The 15606-nt window shown below is 63.9% G+C and carries 14 protein-coding genes and 1 tRNA gene; 2 read left to right on the top strand and 13 right to left on the bottom strand.

Features of this window, described 5'->3' with window-relative positions:
• Positions 1-6: 6 nt before the first annotated feature.
• The 11 genes from LRQ04_RS19740 to LRQ04_RS19690 all read right to left on the bottom strand — a co-directional run bounded on the left by LRQ04_RS19740 (position 7) and on the right by LRQ04_RS19690 (position 12361).
• The gene (locus tag LRQ04_RS19740) at positions 7-861 is read right to left on the bottom strand and encodes a chain-length determining protein (protein ID WP_235522008.1); all 855 of its coding nucleotides are present in this window, start codon (positions 859-861) and stop codon (positions 7-9) included.
• Positions 849-2309 (bottom strand): O-antigen ligase, encoded by a 1461-nt coding sequence (locus tag LRQ04_RS19735; RefSeq protein ID WP_235522007.1) that lies wholly within the window; start codon positions 2307-2309, stop codon positions 849-851. Before LRQ04_RS19735 ends, LRQ04_RS19740 begins: the two co-directional genes overlap by 13 nt.
• Entirely contained in the window at positions 2306-3577 is a 1272-nt protein-coding gene (locus tag LRQ04_RS19730; RefSeq protein ID WP_235522006.1) for a glycosyltransferase family 1 protein, read from the bottom strand. The genes LRQ04_RS19735 and LRQ04_RS19730 overlap by 4 nt, the downstream gene beginning before the upstream one ends.
• Positions 3574-5082, bottom strand: a complete 1509-nt coding sequence (locus LRQ04_RS19725) for a lipopolysaccharide biosynthesis protein (protein ID WP_235522005.1) — start codon at positions 5080-5082, stop codon at positions 3574-3576. The genes LRQ04_RS19730 and LRQ04_RS19725 overlap by 4 nt, the downstream gene beginning before the upstream one ends.
• Positions 5079-6143, bottom strand: coding sequence for a glycosyltransferase family 2 protein (locus LRQ04_RS19720; protein ID WP_235522004.1), 1065 nt, complete (start codon positions 6141-6143; stop codon positions 5079-5081). The genes LRQ04_RS19725 and LRQ04_RS19720 overlap by 4 nt, the downstream gene beginning before the upstream one ends.
• Positions 6144-6148: 5 nt before the next feature.
• Positions 6149-6811 (bottom strand): acetyltransferase, encoded by a 663-nt coding sequence (locus tag LRQ04_RS19715; RefSeq protein ID WP_235522003.1) that lies wholly within the window; start codon positions 6809-6811, stop codon positions 6149-6151.
• Entirely contained in the window at positions 6808-7974 is a 1167-nt protein-coding gene (locus LRQ04_RS19710; RefSeq protein ID WP_235522002.1) for a DegT/DnrJ/EryC1/StrS aminotransferase family protein, read from the bottom strand. The genes LRQ04_RS19715 and LRQ04_RS19710 overlap by 4 nt, the downstream gene beginning before the upstream one ends.
• Positions 7971-8990: an NAD-dependent epimerase/dehydratase family protein gene (locus LRQ04_RS19705; protein WP_235522001.1), complete on the bottom strand. Its 1020-nt coding sequence runs from the start codon at positions 8988-8990 to the stop codon at positions 7971-7973. Before LRQ04_RS19705 ends, LRQ04_RS19710 begins: the two co-directional genes overlap by 4 nt.
• The gene (locus LRQ04_RS19700; protein ID WP_235522000.1) at positions 8987-10096 is read right to left on the bottom strand and encodes a Gfo/Idh/MocA family protein; all 1110 of its coding nucleotides are present in this window, start codon (positions 10094-10096) and stop codon (positions 8987-8989) included. The genes LRQ04_RS19705 and LRQ04_RS19700 overlap by 4 nt, the downstream gene beginning before the upstream one ends.
• Before the next feature lie 57 nt (positions 10097-10153).
• Entirely contained in the window at positions 10154-11833 is a 1680-nt protein-coding gene (locus tag LRQ04_RS19695) for a sugar transferase (RefSeq protein ID WP_235521999.1), read from the bottom strand.
• A gap of 270 nt (positions 11834-12103) precedes the next feature.
• Positions 12104-12361 carry a hypothetical protein gene (locus tag LRQ04_RS19690; RefSeq protein WP_235521998.1) on the bottom strand — a complete coding sequence of 86 codons (258 nt, stop codon included), beginning with the start codon at positions 12359-12361 and terminating at the stop codon, positions 12104-12106.
• A gap of 39 nt (positions 12362-12400) precedes the next feature.
• Here LRQ04_RS19690 and LRQ04_RS19685 point away from each other — a divergent pair, with 39 nt between their 5' ends.
• Entirely contained in the window at positions 12401-12634 is a 234-nt protein-coding gene (locus LRQ04_RS19685) for a DUF5703 family protein (protein WP_017200923.1), read from the top strand.
• 19 nt (positions 12635-12653) lie between these two features.
• Here the strand turns inward: LRQ04_RS19685 and LRQ04_RS19680 are convergent, their stop codons facing one another.
• Both LRQ04_RS19680 and LRQ04_RS19675 read right to left on the bottom strand, forming a co-directional pair.
• Entirely contained in the window at positions 12654-13814 is a 1161-nt protein-coding gene (locus LRQ04_RS19680; protein WP_235521997.1) for an acyl-CoA dehydrogenase family protein, read from the bottom strand.
• A 27-nt stretch (positions 13815-13841) separates the two neighbouring features.
• Complete coding sequence (locus LRQ04_RS19675; RefSeq protein WP_235521996.1) at positions 13842-15146, bottom strand: M20/M25/M40 family metallo-hydrolase; 1305 nt, start codon at positions 15144-15146, stop codon at positions 13842-13844.
• A 264-nt stretch (positions 15147-15410) separates the two neighbouring features.
• On the opposite strand from LRQ04_RS19675, the gene LRQ04_RS19670 reads away from it, so the two are divergent.
• Positions 15411-15496 (top strand) — tRNA-Leu (locus tag LRQ04_RS19670).
• Positions 15497-15606 lie beyond the last annotated feature (110 nt).

The following is a 15606-nucleotide window of genomic DNA, read 5'->3' as shown; positions in this document are numbered from 1 at the left end:
TACCTTTCAGGCCGACGTTTCCTTGACGGGCGTTTTCCCGTTGCTGCTGGTTTTCAAGGTCTTGGCCAAGGGTGCGTTGGCGGCGAAGAACTGATCAGCCTCGGCGGGATTCAGCACGTCCTCGATGGTCAGTTCGTCAAGCTTTCCGCCCACCGGCAGGTCATCGTGGTCTTTCTCATGCCGGCGGCGTGCTCTCTTCCGCCGATCCCCGTCTGGGGCGGCTGAGAGGATCCGTGACCGGGATGATTCCAAGCCCCGGGCAATGGACACGGCACCGAAGGTGAGGACCACCCCGGCAACCAGGACGACGATGAGTGACCTCAGCCGGCTGGAGAACTGTTCAGTGGCGTTGTCCGGTGCGGCGATCATCAGGGATGTGTACAGGTACCGTGCGTCGGCGCCGTTGACAGTCTGGATCGCCAAAAGGTCGGACTCCAGCCGCGCTCCGAGCGCCTTGACCGTGGCGACTGCTTTGTCCTTGCTGCTCGAGACTGCCGAAATCTCGATCAGGAAAGATGCCGGTGGTCGCTGCACCGTGAAATCGGTGCTGAGTCCGTCCCGGAGCAGCGCGTCGCCGGTGGCGTCGTCACTCAAGCGGGTGCCTACCACCTGCGCGATCAGGGAAGAGTCCGCCGATCGGAGGTAGGGGTTGTCCGAGTTGAGGTTGCTGAGCTGAGGGTTCTTCTCCAGTTCTGCTGCTGTGGGGATCTTGGGGTTGACGATCGCGTAGGTCGCCTTGGCCTCGTAGGACCGTGGGGCCAAGGTGTAGACATAGATTGCTGCTAGGGCCGTGACCAGCAGGACCGGCAGCACGATGAGTTTGTGGTGCCATAACGTTCTGATGACTGCTACCGGGTCCATGTGTCTGCCTTTGCATTCGGTGTTGACGGTTGGCTTGGAGGTCCCTGCGAGGGCGGCCCGCTGTTGTGGTGATCCGGTGCTTTGTTGTTCCGAAGCTCGATTTCGCGGCGGATCATGACCCAGGTCCCTCCTCCGAGCCCGACGATGAGGGGGTAGGACAGTGCGAAAACGGGAAACGCCATGGAGTCGAACGTCAGTGAGCAGCCTGCAGCCACCGCCCCGCCCGCAGCTACCGCCCCGGCAAGGCAGCGGAGCGGAGCGATCCGGGATGCCCGCGCCGCGATGAACGATGAAATGGCCGGCAAGGCCAGGTACGCCAACGTACCGACGAAGCCCACCAGGCCCAGGGTGACCAGGGAGTTGAGGTACTGGTTGTCCAGGATGTAAAGCGCGTTGTCGGGCATATAGTTCCCGGGTCCAAGCCCCAGGTATGGGAGCTCGCCGAACATCTCCGCGACGCGGGGATAGTTGTTTGTCCGCGTGGTCAGGGACGGGTCACTGTTCCCGGCGGTGAAGGATGACGTCAAAGTGCCAACGAGTCCGGGGATGGCGACAAACAGTGCAGCCATGGCTGCTGGTGCGGCTATCACCGCCCATCGGCGGGCCACCCGGGGCATGAAGGGGATAAAGACTGCAAGCCCGAGGAACAATCCGAGAACACCGGACCGTGACACGGTGGATGCGATGGCGACGACCAGCAGGGCTGTCCCCGTCCAGTGGAACCATTTGTATCCCGAGCGGTCATAGAGCCCGCGCCAGATGGATAATGGCAGCAACATGGCGCAGACGACTGCCAGCTCAATCGAGTGGAAGGTGCTGCCGGCAACGCGTGTCATGAATCCGCGCACCTGGAAGGCCGTGTTGCCGCCGTTGTCCGTGAACCCCACCATGGCTTCCTGGATCCACACCATGGGGTTGACGCGGAAGAGGAACTGGATCAATGCGACGATGCAGCAGAAGAACGCGCCGGCAAGGATGGCCCGCACCAGTGACATGGCGTTGTCGAGGGTGCGCACAGCCTCGCTGGTCACCAGGGCTATTCCGCCGCAGGCAAGAATCAGGATCAGCCAGCGATCGGCCGCGGCCTGCGCCGACACGTTGGTGTTACCCGTAAAGCCCGAAAACAAAGCTGCGTAGGAGGCGCATGAACCCACCCACAGCAGTCCCAGGCCCAGACGACCTGGATTACTGGACTTCAGCGGATTGTGCAGTCCAAAAAGCGCCGACGACAGCCAGACCGCCAGTAGCAGGACAGCCAGGATGATCGGAACCGTGCCCGCAGCACCGATGGGCTTGATGACCATGTTGGACGGGAAGAAAAAGATGCCGAAAACTGCGAATTTCAGCAATAGTCCCACGTGGCCACCCTTGCCGGTGAACTCCGACAGCTCGCTGGGCTGCACCTCGCGTGGGGCCGGGAAGATGAGGGTCCTCCGAAGGGACTTCATGGCCTGGCTCCCCGCAAAGAGCTGCCCGGAACGTCCAAGGGTTGGCCCGCGCACCACGATTCGATCAGCTGCGCGAACGCCTGGCGGGAGTCGGACCAGTCCAGCCGTTTCCTGCCCGCGATGGCTGCCGCGCGTGCCTCCACGCCCGGAGTGGCGACCACATCTGCGAGCGCCATGGCCAGGCCAGCGGGTGTTGCCGGGGCCCAGACGGCGTCAGGGTCGGTGAGCAGCCCCGACGCGAAGGCCGCTTCGTTGAGCACCGGAACGCATCCTGCCGAGAGCAATTCGCCGGGAACCAGGGAGACGTTGGTGAACGAAACAGCCAGGCCGGCGATTGTTTGGTTGTACAGGACGTTCAAGTCGGCGGGGCTGAGGTTGCCGTGGTTGGTCACAGGTATCGGCCAACCCGTGACAGTGTCCCCGTAAACGTGGATTTCCTGTTCGGGTCGGAGGGAGTGGAACCGTTCCAACGTGAGTTTGGCCAGGAGGTAGCCGCGCCTGTCCACCTTTTTCTTGGCGTAGTACACAACGCCCGTGCGGTTGGCGGCTGGGGCTGGACTGAGCCGCCGGTACGTTGCGGTGTCGGTGCCATAAGGAATGACGGCCTGGGCAGGTTGGCCAAGTTCGTTGCGCATCACCTCGGAGATCATCGGGCCGAGGGCGACTGTGGTCAGTCCCAGCCGGTAGCTGTCTTCGGCCAGGGCGTAGAGGAACCCGCGGGGGTAGAAGTAAGGCTCGTAGTCCTGGATGAAATAGAAGAGGTGGACGCCGGCCGGGGCCCTGCCCGCAGCAACATGTGCCGTGGGCCATGAGCTGGCTACCATGGCGTCCACCCCTTCCATCCCTTGTGTGGCGCTGCGAACCCCGGCACGCAGCGCCGGCCAGTGGCTGTGGATGGTGTCTTCGTGACGGCGTACCTCGTCATCATTGGTGTCGTAGAGGAACAGGGTGCAATGGTGGCCGCGTTGTTCCATCTCCTCGACCATTCGGAAGAACGTGGTGTGCCCCCCTGAGCCCGGTGCCGGAGGCGTACAAATCCAGCCGACGTTGAGGGAGCCAGCCATCTTCGGTTCAGGGGAAGTCCGGACGCTGGAACGGGAGTCCATGATGTCCTCTTCCCGCAAGGGAAGGGTCGGTTCGGCGAGGTTCCACCTGTCGGTGGCGATGGTTGCTGCTTTCGCGGCCACTGTTCTGGCCAGTGCCCGCCAGCCGTCCCTGCGCAGACGGTCGGCAGCAAGCCGGGTTGTTGCCGGGAGCCGTGTTGTCATGGTCTTGCCGCCTCTCCGGGAGGGGCGGAGCCGGCCGGATCGTAGGCGGCGGCCCTGGGCCTCAGTAATGCTCGAATGTCGGCGAACAGGAGTTTGCCTTGGCGGAAAGTCAGGAGGGCATACAGTGCCGTACCGAGAACGGTCCCGACGGCGAGCGCTGCTGCCGGGTTTTCCATCCCCCGGGTGGCCAGCCATGCGGCGAGCCCGGCCACCGTTGCGCCCAGCAGCGGAACGGTACTGCCGCGCAGGAGCTGCCACGCTGAAACGTGCAGTACCGTCGTCAGGGACTTTACGTAGAGCGGAATGACCACCAGGCAGGCCACTGTCGCGTGGGCTACCCCCGCACCCGCTATCCCCCACCACGCGATGCCGAAGAAGAGCGCAGGCGTGAGGGTGAGGAGCCAGGCGACCTGCACCCAGAACAGCCAACCGGTCCGGCCTGCCCCGACGCTCAGGTCAGCGAAGAGTTCCACCAGGATCCTCGTGGCACCGAAGACCCCCAGTGTTGCCAGTGCGACGCTCGCCGGCGCCCACGGCCCACCGTAGGCGGTCACGATCAACGGGTGTGCCAGCGCTACGACCATGGCCGAGATCGGAAAGGCGCAATAGGACACCCCGCTCACAAACTTCGCTGCAAGCGGGCCCAAGGTGCCTTCAGCGAAAAGCCTGCCGAAAGTTGGAACCGCTGTAGCCCGGATCACGGCAGTGATCACCGAACTTGGCAGCCCTGCCAGGTTGAACGCGAGCAGGTACAGGCCCAACGCCGTCGGATCCAACATCCGCCCCACCAGCAAATAGTCAACATTCAGGGTGACAAACACCACCAGGTTGGCCATCGCGAGCGGCATTCCCAAGGTCAAAATCCCGGCAGCCACCTGGCGGTCGAAACCCGGTCCATACCTTTTCGGCGTAATGATCCAGTACCCGGCCATCGCAACCAGTTGACCGCCCACCCTGGACCAGGCGAGCGCCATGGCACCCCAGCCGTCCAGCGCCATCGGAACCACCAGGACCAGCACTGTCACCAGGCTGCAAAGATCGACGACGACACGCGGCTTCTGCAGGAACTCCCGCCACACCATGGTCGAAGGCACGGCACCAAGGCCCTGCAGGAGGATGGTGATCGAGAGTACCTGGATGACCGGTGTCGCTGCGGGGTCGTCAAAGGCCGCTGCCAGGGCCGGGGCAAGGATGACCGCAGCGGCCGTCATGATCCCGCTGGTCAGGAGGGCAATGGAGAACACCGTTGGAGCGATCCTGTCCGGATCGCCCTCTCCCCTGGCCAGTGCCGCCGTCGCGCCGAGTTCAGCCATGTTCGTCGCGATCGTCTGTACCACGATGGCTACTGCGAGTGCCCCAAAGTGTTCAGGTGCCAGCAGCCGGGCCACGATGATGGTGGTGGCGAACTGGACGACCCTGCCCAGGGCCATGTTGACCCCGCCCCAGAGCGTCGCGCTCGCAGCCCGGTGACCCAGGGTGCGGTCCTGCCCGCTGGCGGTGGTCATGAGATGCCCGTCATGGCCCAGAAACGCCAACGGGCCCTGTCCAGCTGGGTATGGACGAATTGTGCAGCGACCCGTCCTGTGCCTGGTCCCCTGCCCTGCGAGAGGCGGGAGATCCGGGCTTGGAGGACGTTGGCCCGGTGGACGTTGCCTGGAACATCCTGGAGGCGCTCAATGAACTTTCGCAGCTCAATGGCCGCTTCCACTGACCCGCCCCGGGCGGTCTCCTTCGAACCAAGCCGCACAGCTTCCTTGCTCAAGGCCCGCTTCGCCCGCTCCAACTGCCTGAACCGCTTGTCCGTAGGGCACGGAAACCGGGGGTCCTCCAGGACACGGAAAGCATCCAACCGATGCTGAAGGTCCACCGCAGCGGCAGCGAACTGTGTTTGGTGCATGTTCGCCCCGTGAACACGGTAGAAAGCCTGGACGGGTCCGTTGATCCGTCCCACGTCCCAGGAAGCAGCAGCCCGCAACCAGTACTCCAGGTCCCCGGAGTGCGGCAGGGTGGAACTGTAGGCCCCAATGCCAAGGACAGCCTCCGTCCGCATCACTACCTCTGGTGACAGGATGAAATTCCTGCCACGGGCGCACGCCAACGCGATCCAACTCCGGCCACCCCACACGGTCCATGTACAGCGTTCGTGCTGGGCCACGGCGGGTGGCTGATCCGTGAAGTCCTTCGGCAAGCCGTACACCATGCCCACCCGCGGGTTGGCCTCCATGAGGGCAGCTGCCCGGGCCAGGGCGCCCGGCGCGAGCAGGTCGTCTGCGGAGAGCAGGGTCACATAGCGGCCCCCGGCCCGGGCAAGACCGTCGTTGTAGGTGGCGATATGCCCTTGGTTGGTGGCGTGATGCACCACGCTGATGCGAGGATCCGAGGAAGCCAGCCGCCAGGCCACCGCGGCACTGCCGTCCGTAGACGCATCGTCCACCACAATGACCTCGACGTCCACGCCCTCCTGGGCCAGTGCACTCCCCACGGCCTGGGGCAGGTAGTGGCCGTAGTTGTAGCAGGGAACCACCACACTCACAGTGGGCGGGGCCGAGGCCGGGACTGGACGCATCACCCTCATTGGGCCCCCTCCAGCGCCGGAGAGTTGCCGCGCCTTATCACCCGGGCCGGGACACCGGCCCACGTCTCGTCATCGGGTACGTCGTTGAGGACCGCCGCGCCCATGCCGATGGTGGCTTTCGCGCCAATGGACCGGCGCTCGCGGACACTGGCGTTCATTCCTATGTAGGCGGCGCGGCCGACGCGGACGTTACCCCCCAGTGAGACCCCGGAAGCGAAGGTCGCGAAGTCGCCGATGATGTCGTCGTGGGTGAACGTGACCCCTGGCATGGCGACAACATGGTTGCCGATGGTGACGGAGGCTGTCATGCTGACGTGGGCCAGGAGGATGCTGCCTGCGCCGATCACGCACCCTTCGGGGACATTGACTGTGGGATCGATGGCGGTGGCGTAGCGGTTCTCTGCAAGCCCCAGGGACCGTAACCGCATCACGACGCTCTCCCGGCCCGCCCCTGAACCGATGCAGACCAACAACAAGGCGTGTGGGAAGAGGAGCGCGTCCTTGATGGGACCGAGCACGTGGGCGCCATCGACCACGCGCCCGAGTTTGTCTTCGTCGTCGTCGAGGATGCCGATGACGTCGAACGGGCCGCTGCTGCGGACCATCGCCAGGACTTCGCGGGCGAGTCCGCTGGCTGCGATAAGGAGTAGCTCGGTCATCGTCCTTGTCCTGCCGCGCGGAGTACGGAATCGATGACGCGGACTTGGTCGTGGAGAGCCAATTGGTGGTACACCGGGAGGATCAGGGTGTGATCGGTCAGCCATTCCGTGGCCCGAAGTTCGGCTCCGCCTGTGTCCTTCCCGGCGTAGGCGGGCTGGCGGTGGGCCGCCATGATGCCGCGCCGCGCGGAGATGCCGTCTTCGGCGAGGCGGATCATCAGGGCATCCCTCCCCAACGGAAATGCAGCACCGATTTCCAGCCAGCAGGATTGGAAGTTGCTGGTGCCGTATCCGGGGTCGCTGACCAGCCGGAGGCCTTCGACGCCGGCAAACGCGTTCGCGTAGGTGGCGGCCAGTTCACGGCGCCGCTGGACAGCCTCGTGGAGGCGACCCAGTTGGACGAGTCCGACGGCGGCTTGAAGGTCTGTCATCCGGTAGTTGAAGCCGACTTCGAGGTACTCTTCCGCGGGAGCGAGGATGCTGGCGTGCCGGTCCGTGGCTGAAACGCTCATGGCGTGTTCCCGGAGGCGCCGTGCCCGGTCCGCGAAGTCCTGGCGCGGGGTGGAGAGCATTCCGCCTTCACCGGTGGTGAGGATCTTGCGGGGATGGAAGGACCACGCGGCCACCTCGGCACCGGCGCCTACCGGACGGCTGCGGTAGCGGGAGCCGATGGCGCAGGCCGCGTCTTCGACCACGATGATGCCGCGGCCATCGCAGAGGGACCTGATGGGGTCCAAGTCAACTGGAACCCCGCCCTGGTCTACGGCGATGACGGCCTTGGTGGCCGGTGTGAGGGCCTGCTCGACCGTCTCTGCGGTCAGGCAGCCCGTCTGGATATCGACGTCGGCGAACACGGGACGCGCCCCCATGTAGGTGGGTGCGTTGGCGGTGGCAATGAAAGAGAAAGACGGGACCACCACATCGTCTCCCGGGCCGACGCCGGCGACGGCGAGCGCCAGGTGAAGGGCCGAGGTGCAGCTGGAGGTTGCCACCGCATGACGGGATTCCTGTTCCACTGCGAACGCTTCTTCGAACTGGCGGACCTTGGGGCCTTGCGCGACCCAACCCGAAGCGATCACTTCGGCCACGGCTTGGGCTTCCTCCTCGCCCAGCCAGGGTTTCATGACGTCGATGCGGCCCAAGTGTGTCCCGGAGATGGTCATCGCGCACCAACTGCCGGGGCCCCAGGGCGGTCCACCAGCCGGGCCGCTGCAATCTCGTCGCGGAGGGGACGCCACCAGGAGACCAGCGACCGCAGCCCGTCTTCCAGGCCGACCGCTGCTTCGAAGCCGAGGTCTTCCCGGGCAGCGGTGACGTCCGCCAGGCGCCGGGCAACCCCATTCACTGCGCGTTCCGGGCCGTGTTCAAGGTGCAGTGAGGATTCCATGACCGTCAGCAGGGTTTGAGCCAGTTCGGCCAGGCTGGTTTCGGTGCCGCTGGCCACGTTGTAGGCCCCTTCGCGCACGTCGCTGACGGCTGCCAGGACGTTGGCCCTGGCCACGTCCGCGGTGTGGACGAAGTCCATTGTTTGCTCTCCGCTGCCGAAGATCATAGGTGGCTTGCCATCGACGATCCGTTCCATCCAGCGCACCAGCACTTCGGTGTAGAGCCCGTGCACGTCCATGCGGGGCCCGTAGACGTTGAAGTAGCGCAGGATGACGTAGTCCAGGCCTGACATGGCGCGGAAGCTCCTGGCCATCCCCTCGTTGAAGGATTTTGCGGCTCCGTAGAAGGTGTCGTTGTTGTGGTGGTGGTGGCTTTCCTTGGTGGGGAATTGCTCGGCCATCCCGTAAACAGAGGCGCTGGACGCCGAGATGAGCTTGTCCACTTTGTGTTCTACGGCTGCCTCGTACACGTTGAACGTCCCATCCACCAACACTTCGAGGGCGAGCCGGGGTTCTTCCGCGCATTGGGTGATACGGATGGCCGCCTGGTGGAAGACCAGGTCCTTGCCGTGGGTGAGGTCGTGGACGAGATCCCTGTCCCGCAGGTCGCCTTCGACGAGTTGGACGCGTTCGGTGGCCAGTGCGCCGTCCAGGTTGGCCCGGCGTCCCCGGACCAGGTTGTCCAGGACGTCCACATGCGCCGCACCGGCGTCGAGCAGTTGGTCCACCAGGGTGGATCCGATGGTTCCGGCGCCTCCGGTGACCAGCAGGTTGGCGCCCAGTAGTTTCTTCATCGTGCGACCTGGAGATTTACCTCGTTGCCGGCTACCACTGTTGCCTGGCCATCGGTACCCAGGCTCTGTGTCACGGCCTCAAGGACGGACAGGACCCGCAGCCCGGATTCACCGCTGGTGCGGGGCCGGGTGTGGTTCCGGATGGAGGTGGCCAGTTCCGCTACTACTTGGCCGAGGGGTTCGCGTTCCTGCAGCGCCGGGGACCACGTGTCGCCCAAGCGGTAGGAGATCGCTGAGGCCTTCTTGTCGGCCGCTGATCTGGGTTGCTGGTCCAGGCTGACTCCGCGGTCGTAGACGCTGAGCCGTTGTTGCGGGTTCAGGTCGTCCCACACAAGGGTCCGCTTTGACCCTCCGATGATCATTTGGCGGATTTTGGTGGGACTGAGCCAGTTCACGTGGATGTGCACGATCGCATCGTTGGGCAGGCCGAAGGTCAGATGTCCCACGCAGTCCCGGCCGGTGCCGAGGGGATCCGCGCCGTGGGCCGAGATTTCCGTGGGATGCAGCCCGCCGGGGAGCACGAAGTCGAGGATTGAGAGGTCGTGGGGTGCCAGATCCCAGAAGACATTGACGTCCGGTTGGACGAGTCCCAGGTTGATGCGGACTGAGTCAACGTACAGGATGTCACCCAGCACTCCGCTGGAGACCAGTTCCTGGATCTTCAGGACTGCCGGGGTGAAGCAGTAGGTGTGGTCGGCCATCAGGACCAGCCCGCGGGCGTTGGCTTCTTCCACCATTTCCAGTCCCTTGGCTCGGCTGTCCGCGAGCGGCTTTTCCACGAGCACGTGCTTTCCTGCGCGCAGGGCCGTCATCACCACGCCGTGATGGGTGTGCGCCGGTGTGGCGACGGCGATCGCGTCCAGGTTGTAGGTGTCCAGCAGTTCGTCCAAGGACTCGACGACGGCCACCCCGCCCACGGTTCCGGCGAGCTTCAGTCCGCGCTCGATGTCCAGGTCGCAGATGGCAACCAGGTCCCAATCGGGGCTTGCTTTGAGGTTCCTTGCGAGGTTTGGACCCCAGTAGCCTGCCCCTACCACCGCCGCGCGAAGCTTCGGCCTGAGGTCATGTCCGTTCAATGGTCCTGCTGGAACAGTGCGTATGCTCATTTCCCACTCAACTTCTGTGCTGGTAGCCCGGTACTCGGTCTGTACTGCAGTTCGCCGCTAATAGGCGCCGGATGGCCGGGTCATCGCCCGGAAAGTTCGCCACATGATCATTAGGTCACCGGCCAGGGACCAGTTCTCCACGTAGTAGAGATCCAGCCGGACCGCTTCATCCCAGGGAAGGTCGGAACGTCCGTTGATTTGCCACAGGCCGGTAATGCCCGGTTTGATCAGCAGGCGCCGGTGCGTGTGTTGTTCGTAGGCGCTGACCTCGCGGGACAACGGTGGGCGGGGGCCAACGAGGCTCATATCGCCCATGAGGACATTCCAGAATTGGGGCAGTTCGTCGAGGGAGTATTTGCGCATCCATCGACCACATCGCGTGATCCGGGGGTCGCCCCGGATCTTGAACAGGACACCCGCACCTTCGTCCTGGCTGCCCAGGGCTTCCACTTGGGATTCGGCATCTACCACCATGGAGCGGAACTTCAGCATCCTGAAGGTCGTCCCCTGCTTGCCGATCCGCTCTTGCCGGAAAAGGATCGGGCCTGGACTGTCGGCGTGGACTATCGCGGCCAACAGCATCAACACCGGTGCCAGGGCGATCAGCGCGGCCGCTGAGATGACGATGTCCATAAGGCGTTTCAGTGTGTGCTTGCCGCCGGAGTAATGCGGGATATCGACATGCATCAGCGGAAGCCCCTCGACCGGCCGCCAGTGGATGCGCGGACCGGCGACGTTGGTGAGGGTTGCCGCGAGGACGAGTTCTGCGGCGTTCTCCTCCAACCGCCATCCGAGTTCCTGGATGAACTGGTTGCCACCGGGAACAGGGCCCGCCACAATGACTGCGTTCGCGCCTGTCTGCCGTACAGTGTGCGCGATCCCGTAGATTGATGACAGGACCGGGACGCGCTGGTGGTCTACAGCCAGGACCGCTCCCCGCCGGGCACCCGGCAGGCAGGCGCCCACAATCTCGTAGACCGCCCCTGATCTCCTGTTGATTTGCTTGATCACGTACCGGACGTCCTGCGGCTCCCCGACTACCAGGGCGCGCGAGAGGCAGCGCCCCCGCGATTTTTCCTGGCTCAGCCACCGGCGGAACCCCCACCTGCTGCCTGTCAGCGATATCAGGCCAAGCGGCAGGGAAACCAGGACGAAGGAACTGACAGTTTCAAGGCGGAAGACTACAGCCACGATGGCAAGGAAACCGAAGACGCGGATGCTCGCTGAGAAGATCCGCTTGTATTCCTCCGGGCCCACGCCCAGGACTTTGGGATCCCGGGTCCTGTAGACCTCCAGTGCTGCCAGCCAAACGAAGCCCAGTATCCCGCCCAGCACCAGGTGGTTTGCCTGCGCCGGGGGGTCGGCGGTGAACGGCCATCCCGCCGTATCCACCAGGAACCCGACGGTGACGGCCGCCGCTACCAACATGGTGTCAGCCAGTCGGAGGCTGGTGGTCAGCCGGTGCGTCCATGTCAGGCGGTCCTTGGGCGGTGCGGCGACCCGGGAGCGCCGGTGGGTGACTGGCGGCACAAGGTCCAGGGTGACATCCGGCCTCGGCGCCGCCAGTCCCGCCTTTTCAGTCCGTTGTGCAGCAACGGACTTGTCAATCCAGGGAGACGCCGGCGGATTGACATCGGCAGTGGCAGGTTCCGTTGGAAAGACTGATCCCACGGTGGCATGGTTTGGACCCGTGGGTGCCGCTACCTTGCCTAGACGCAAGACTGGAACTTTCACCATGTCAGCCTTCTTCGCAGACCTGCCATTGCCTACATATCAGTGAAGCCTCGGCTGTCAGGGGGCGCACCAGTAGTGTGTACTCAAGTTTGCGCAGCATTACCCAATCCCCCTACGTGCAAGTACCTAGCCGGCACCGCTGGGACTACGTGTCCCGGGCCCTGCACGCCGGGTAAAAAAGCCCGGAATCATGGGTCATCAACGGCAATGCCGTGACGGCAATGGGCACAAAAAACCGGCCACCCGAAGGCAGCCGGTGCAAAGCGGAGAGTCTTAGTCCTCTACTATTTCGAGGTCCTCATCGAGTGCCTCGTCGTCGTCCTCATCCTCGTCGTCGAAGACCTGAAGCGGAGTGACCTCGGAGAATGCCTCGTAAAGTGCGTCCTCGTAAACTTCGAAAGCGTCGGCAACCGCGAAGAACGCGGCCTCGACATTGGGGTCCCCCTCGCCCCTTCGGGCGGATGCGGCAACCAGGTGCTCTTCCAAGGCGGCGGTCAGTGATTGAAGCGCGACACGCGGATCGATGCTCATGACTTCACGTTAGCCGGAAAAAGACGAAAATGGAGAGGGATGAGAGAACAATTTCCGGGCAGCTCCGTGGAGCGCCAACGAGACTATGCACGTCAGTACGAGTACCTCGTATTGACGGTGGGCCCTGACGATTCACTGCCTGAGGCCCGCCGCCGGCTGGCCGAGCATTCCGAGTACGGCAAATGGGAACTCGAACGCAGCGTCCTGTACTTGGGCGGTGGGCGCCGTTTCTGGCTGCGGCGAAAAGTGTATTCCGTCCAGCGCACCGTCTAGGCGCCACCGCCCGGCCACACTACTTTTCCAAGGGCCCAAGCCATGCGTTGGCGACAGTGTTGTGCGCGGATTCGTCGTTGGAGGGATGGAAGATGCCCGCCAGCACATCCCGGTACAGCCGTTCCATCTCAGAACCCCTGAAGAAGCTCGAACCGCCCGTTACCCGGATTGCCAGGTCCACCACGTGGCGCGCATTCTCGGTGGCCCTGGACTTGATGCCCACCAGCTTGGGGAACCACTGCGCGCCGTGATCCACGAGGTTGTCGACGTCCCGGGCAACGGTGGCTATTTGAGGTTGGATCCCGTCCATGGCCAAGGCGGCATCTGCTACCTTCCAACGGATGTCGGGGTCCTGGGCGAGGCTGCGGCCGCCATTCTTGGCCGAAACACGGCGTTTGACGTTCTCGACGCCCAGGAAGAACGCACGCTCTGCCACGCCTGTGTACACGGCGGCGAGAAGCGTTTCAAAACAGGCGAAGATGGCGAAAATCAGCAGGTCCTGGTTGGGGCCCACCGGCAGTTTGCGGAAGATCCGGTCCGGAGGAACCAGGGCACCATGCAGCAGGGTGGTGTTCGAGGCACTGGCCCGCATTCCCAAAGTGTCCCAGTCACTTAGCGTTTCGTGGCCGGGTTCGTCGCGGCGGATGAAGCCGAACACCAGCTCCCCTGCCCCGTCCCTGGCGGCGGCGTCCTTACCGAACGTCCCCAGGCGTGTCCAACCGCGGGAAAGGCTGGTGAAGATTTTCCTGCCCGTGAACCGGTAGCCCCCATCGGGCAGCGCTTCGGCCACTGTTCCGGAATCGAAAAGCATGGAGTCGTTGCCCGCCTCTGAAATGCCGAACGCAAAGACTTCCCCCTTACCGGCCTCCTTCAGCACGAAGTCCAAAGAATTGTCGCCCCTGGCCGCCATGACACGCGCGACGCCGGTCCACACCAGGTGCATGTTGACGGCCAGCGCCGTGGCCGGGGCCGCCGTGGCGAGACGCTGCTGCAACGCCGCCACCGCTTCAAGACCAAGCCCCAGTCCGCCGTCGGCCTCCGGTACGAAAAGCTTGAGGTACCCGGCGTCGGCCAACTCCTCCAGGTCTTCGTGGAAGAAGCGGTTGTCGCGGTCGTACCCTGCGGCACGGCCGCGCAGGCGCTCGAGCAGGACATCCGGCAGGATTTCTTCGGAATTCATCGACGTGCCTTCTTCTGGTGGTGGCGTCTAGTAGTTGCTCAGCAGCCTGTTCAGGACACGGGCGCCGAACTGGAGGGACTCGGCCGGAACCCGCTCATCCACCCCGTGGAACATGCCGGTGAAGTCGAGCTCATCGGGCAGCATCAACGGCGCGAATCCGTAGCCGGTGATGCCGATCTTGCTCAGCGACTTGTTATCGGTGCCGCCGGAGAGTGTGTATGGGAGGACCTTTGCCCCGGGATCCTCCGAATGCAGGGCGTCGATCATGGAGTCCACCAGGTTCCCGGCGAAGGGCACCTCAAGGGACACATCCTTGTTGACGTAACTGATCTCGATGCCGTCCCCCGAGAGCTCCTTGATCGTCTCGAAAACCAGTTCCTGCTGGCCAGGAAGAGTGCGGCAGTCAACGAAAGCTTCCGCCGACTCCGGGATGACGTTGTGCTTGTAGCCGGAACGAAGCAGCGTGGGATTCGAGGTGTTCTGCAGCGTCGCACCCACGAAACGGGCCACTGTGCCGAGCTCCTTCAGGAGGATGTCCGGGTTGTCGGCGTCAAACTCGACGCCGGTCAGTTCCGTCACGCCGTCCAGGAACTGGCGGGTGGTGGGGGTCAGTTCCACTGGCCATTTGTACTCCCCAATCCTCGTTACCGCAGCAGCCAGCCGGGTGACCGCGTTGTCGGTGTTGATTTGGGAGCCGTGGCCCGCACGTCCATGGGCCACCAACCGCAGCCAGGAGAGACCCTTTTCAGCGGTCTGGAGCAGGTAGGTCCGCTGCCCACCGATCGTGGCGGAGAAGCCACCCACTTCGGAGATGGCCTCCGTGGCGCCATCGAAAAGCTCGCGCCGGTGTTCCACGGCGTAGCGGGCACCGTACGTGCCGCCAGCTTCCTCATCGGCAAAAAAGGCGAAGATGATGTCCCGCTTGGGCTTACGGCCGGTCCGGGCAAAATCGCGCATGACTGAGAGGATCATGGCGTCCATGTCCTTCATGTCCACGGCACCCCGACCCCATACCAGCCCGTCCTTCAACTCCCCGCTGAAGGGATCAACGCTCCACTGGTCCTTCAATGCAGGAACCACATCCAAGTGCCCATGCACCACCAAAGCGTCCGCCGAGGGATCTTCTCCTGCCAGGCGGGTCACCACATTGGCGCGGCCCGGGGCGGACTCGAAGATTTCAGCCTCGAGGCCTACCTCGGTGATGAGTCCGGCAGTGTATTCGGCCGCCGCGCGCTCCCCCGGGCCGGTGTCGTCGCCGAAGTTCGAGGAGTCAATGCGGATGAGCTCCTGGCAGATCCGGACTACTTCGTCTTCGGGGCGGATGACAGACATGGAAACTCTCCTTGCGTGGCTGGGCTGCAGGTTCCGGCGACGCGCTCTGCGGCTTCCGCAGCCCGTCCCGTGTCCCCTCAGCCTACTCACCAGCAGCGGTACGAGTCAGGAATTCGTTGCGCCATGGGTCGCCGGACAACCAAGGAAGGGGCCCTGACCAGCCCCGATTTTTCCGTAACCCCAAACCGTGTTAGAGTTTTTCTCGCTGCTTCGGAGGAAAGCAAAGCACCGCAAGGTCCTTAATCACTTCTCTGAACACCACCTGCGCGGGTGGCGGAATGGCAGACGCGCTAGCTTGAGGTGCTAGTCCTCGAAAGGGGGTGGGGGTTCAAGTCCCCCTCCGCGCACCAACACAAGGCCTGGAATCCAAAGGATTCCGGGCCTTGTTTGTTTTGTCGGGAGTTCGCCGGCCCATACAATGCGAGTTTGATCACACGTATCACTTCCCAGCTCACATAAG

This window comes from Paenarthrobacter sp. AR 02 (assembly GCF_021538675.1).
GTDB lineage: Bacteria > Actinomycetota > Actinomycetes > Actinomycetales > Micrococcaceae > Arthrobacter.
Note: the sequence above shows the minus strand (reverse complement) of the source record. Positions and strands in the feature narration are given on the sequence as shown.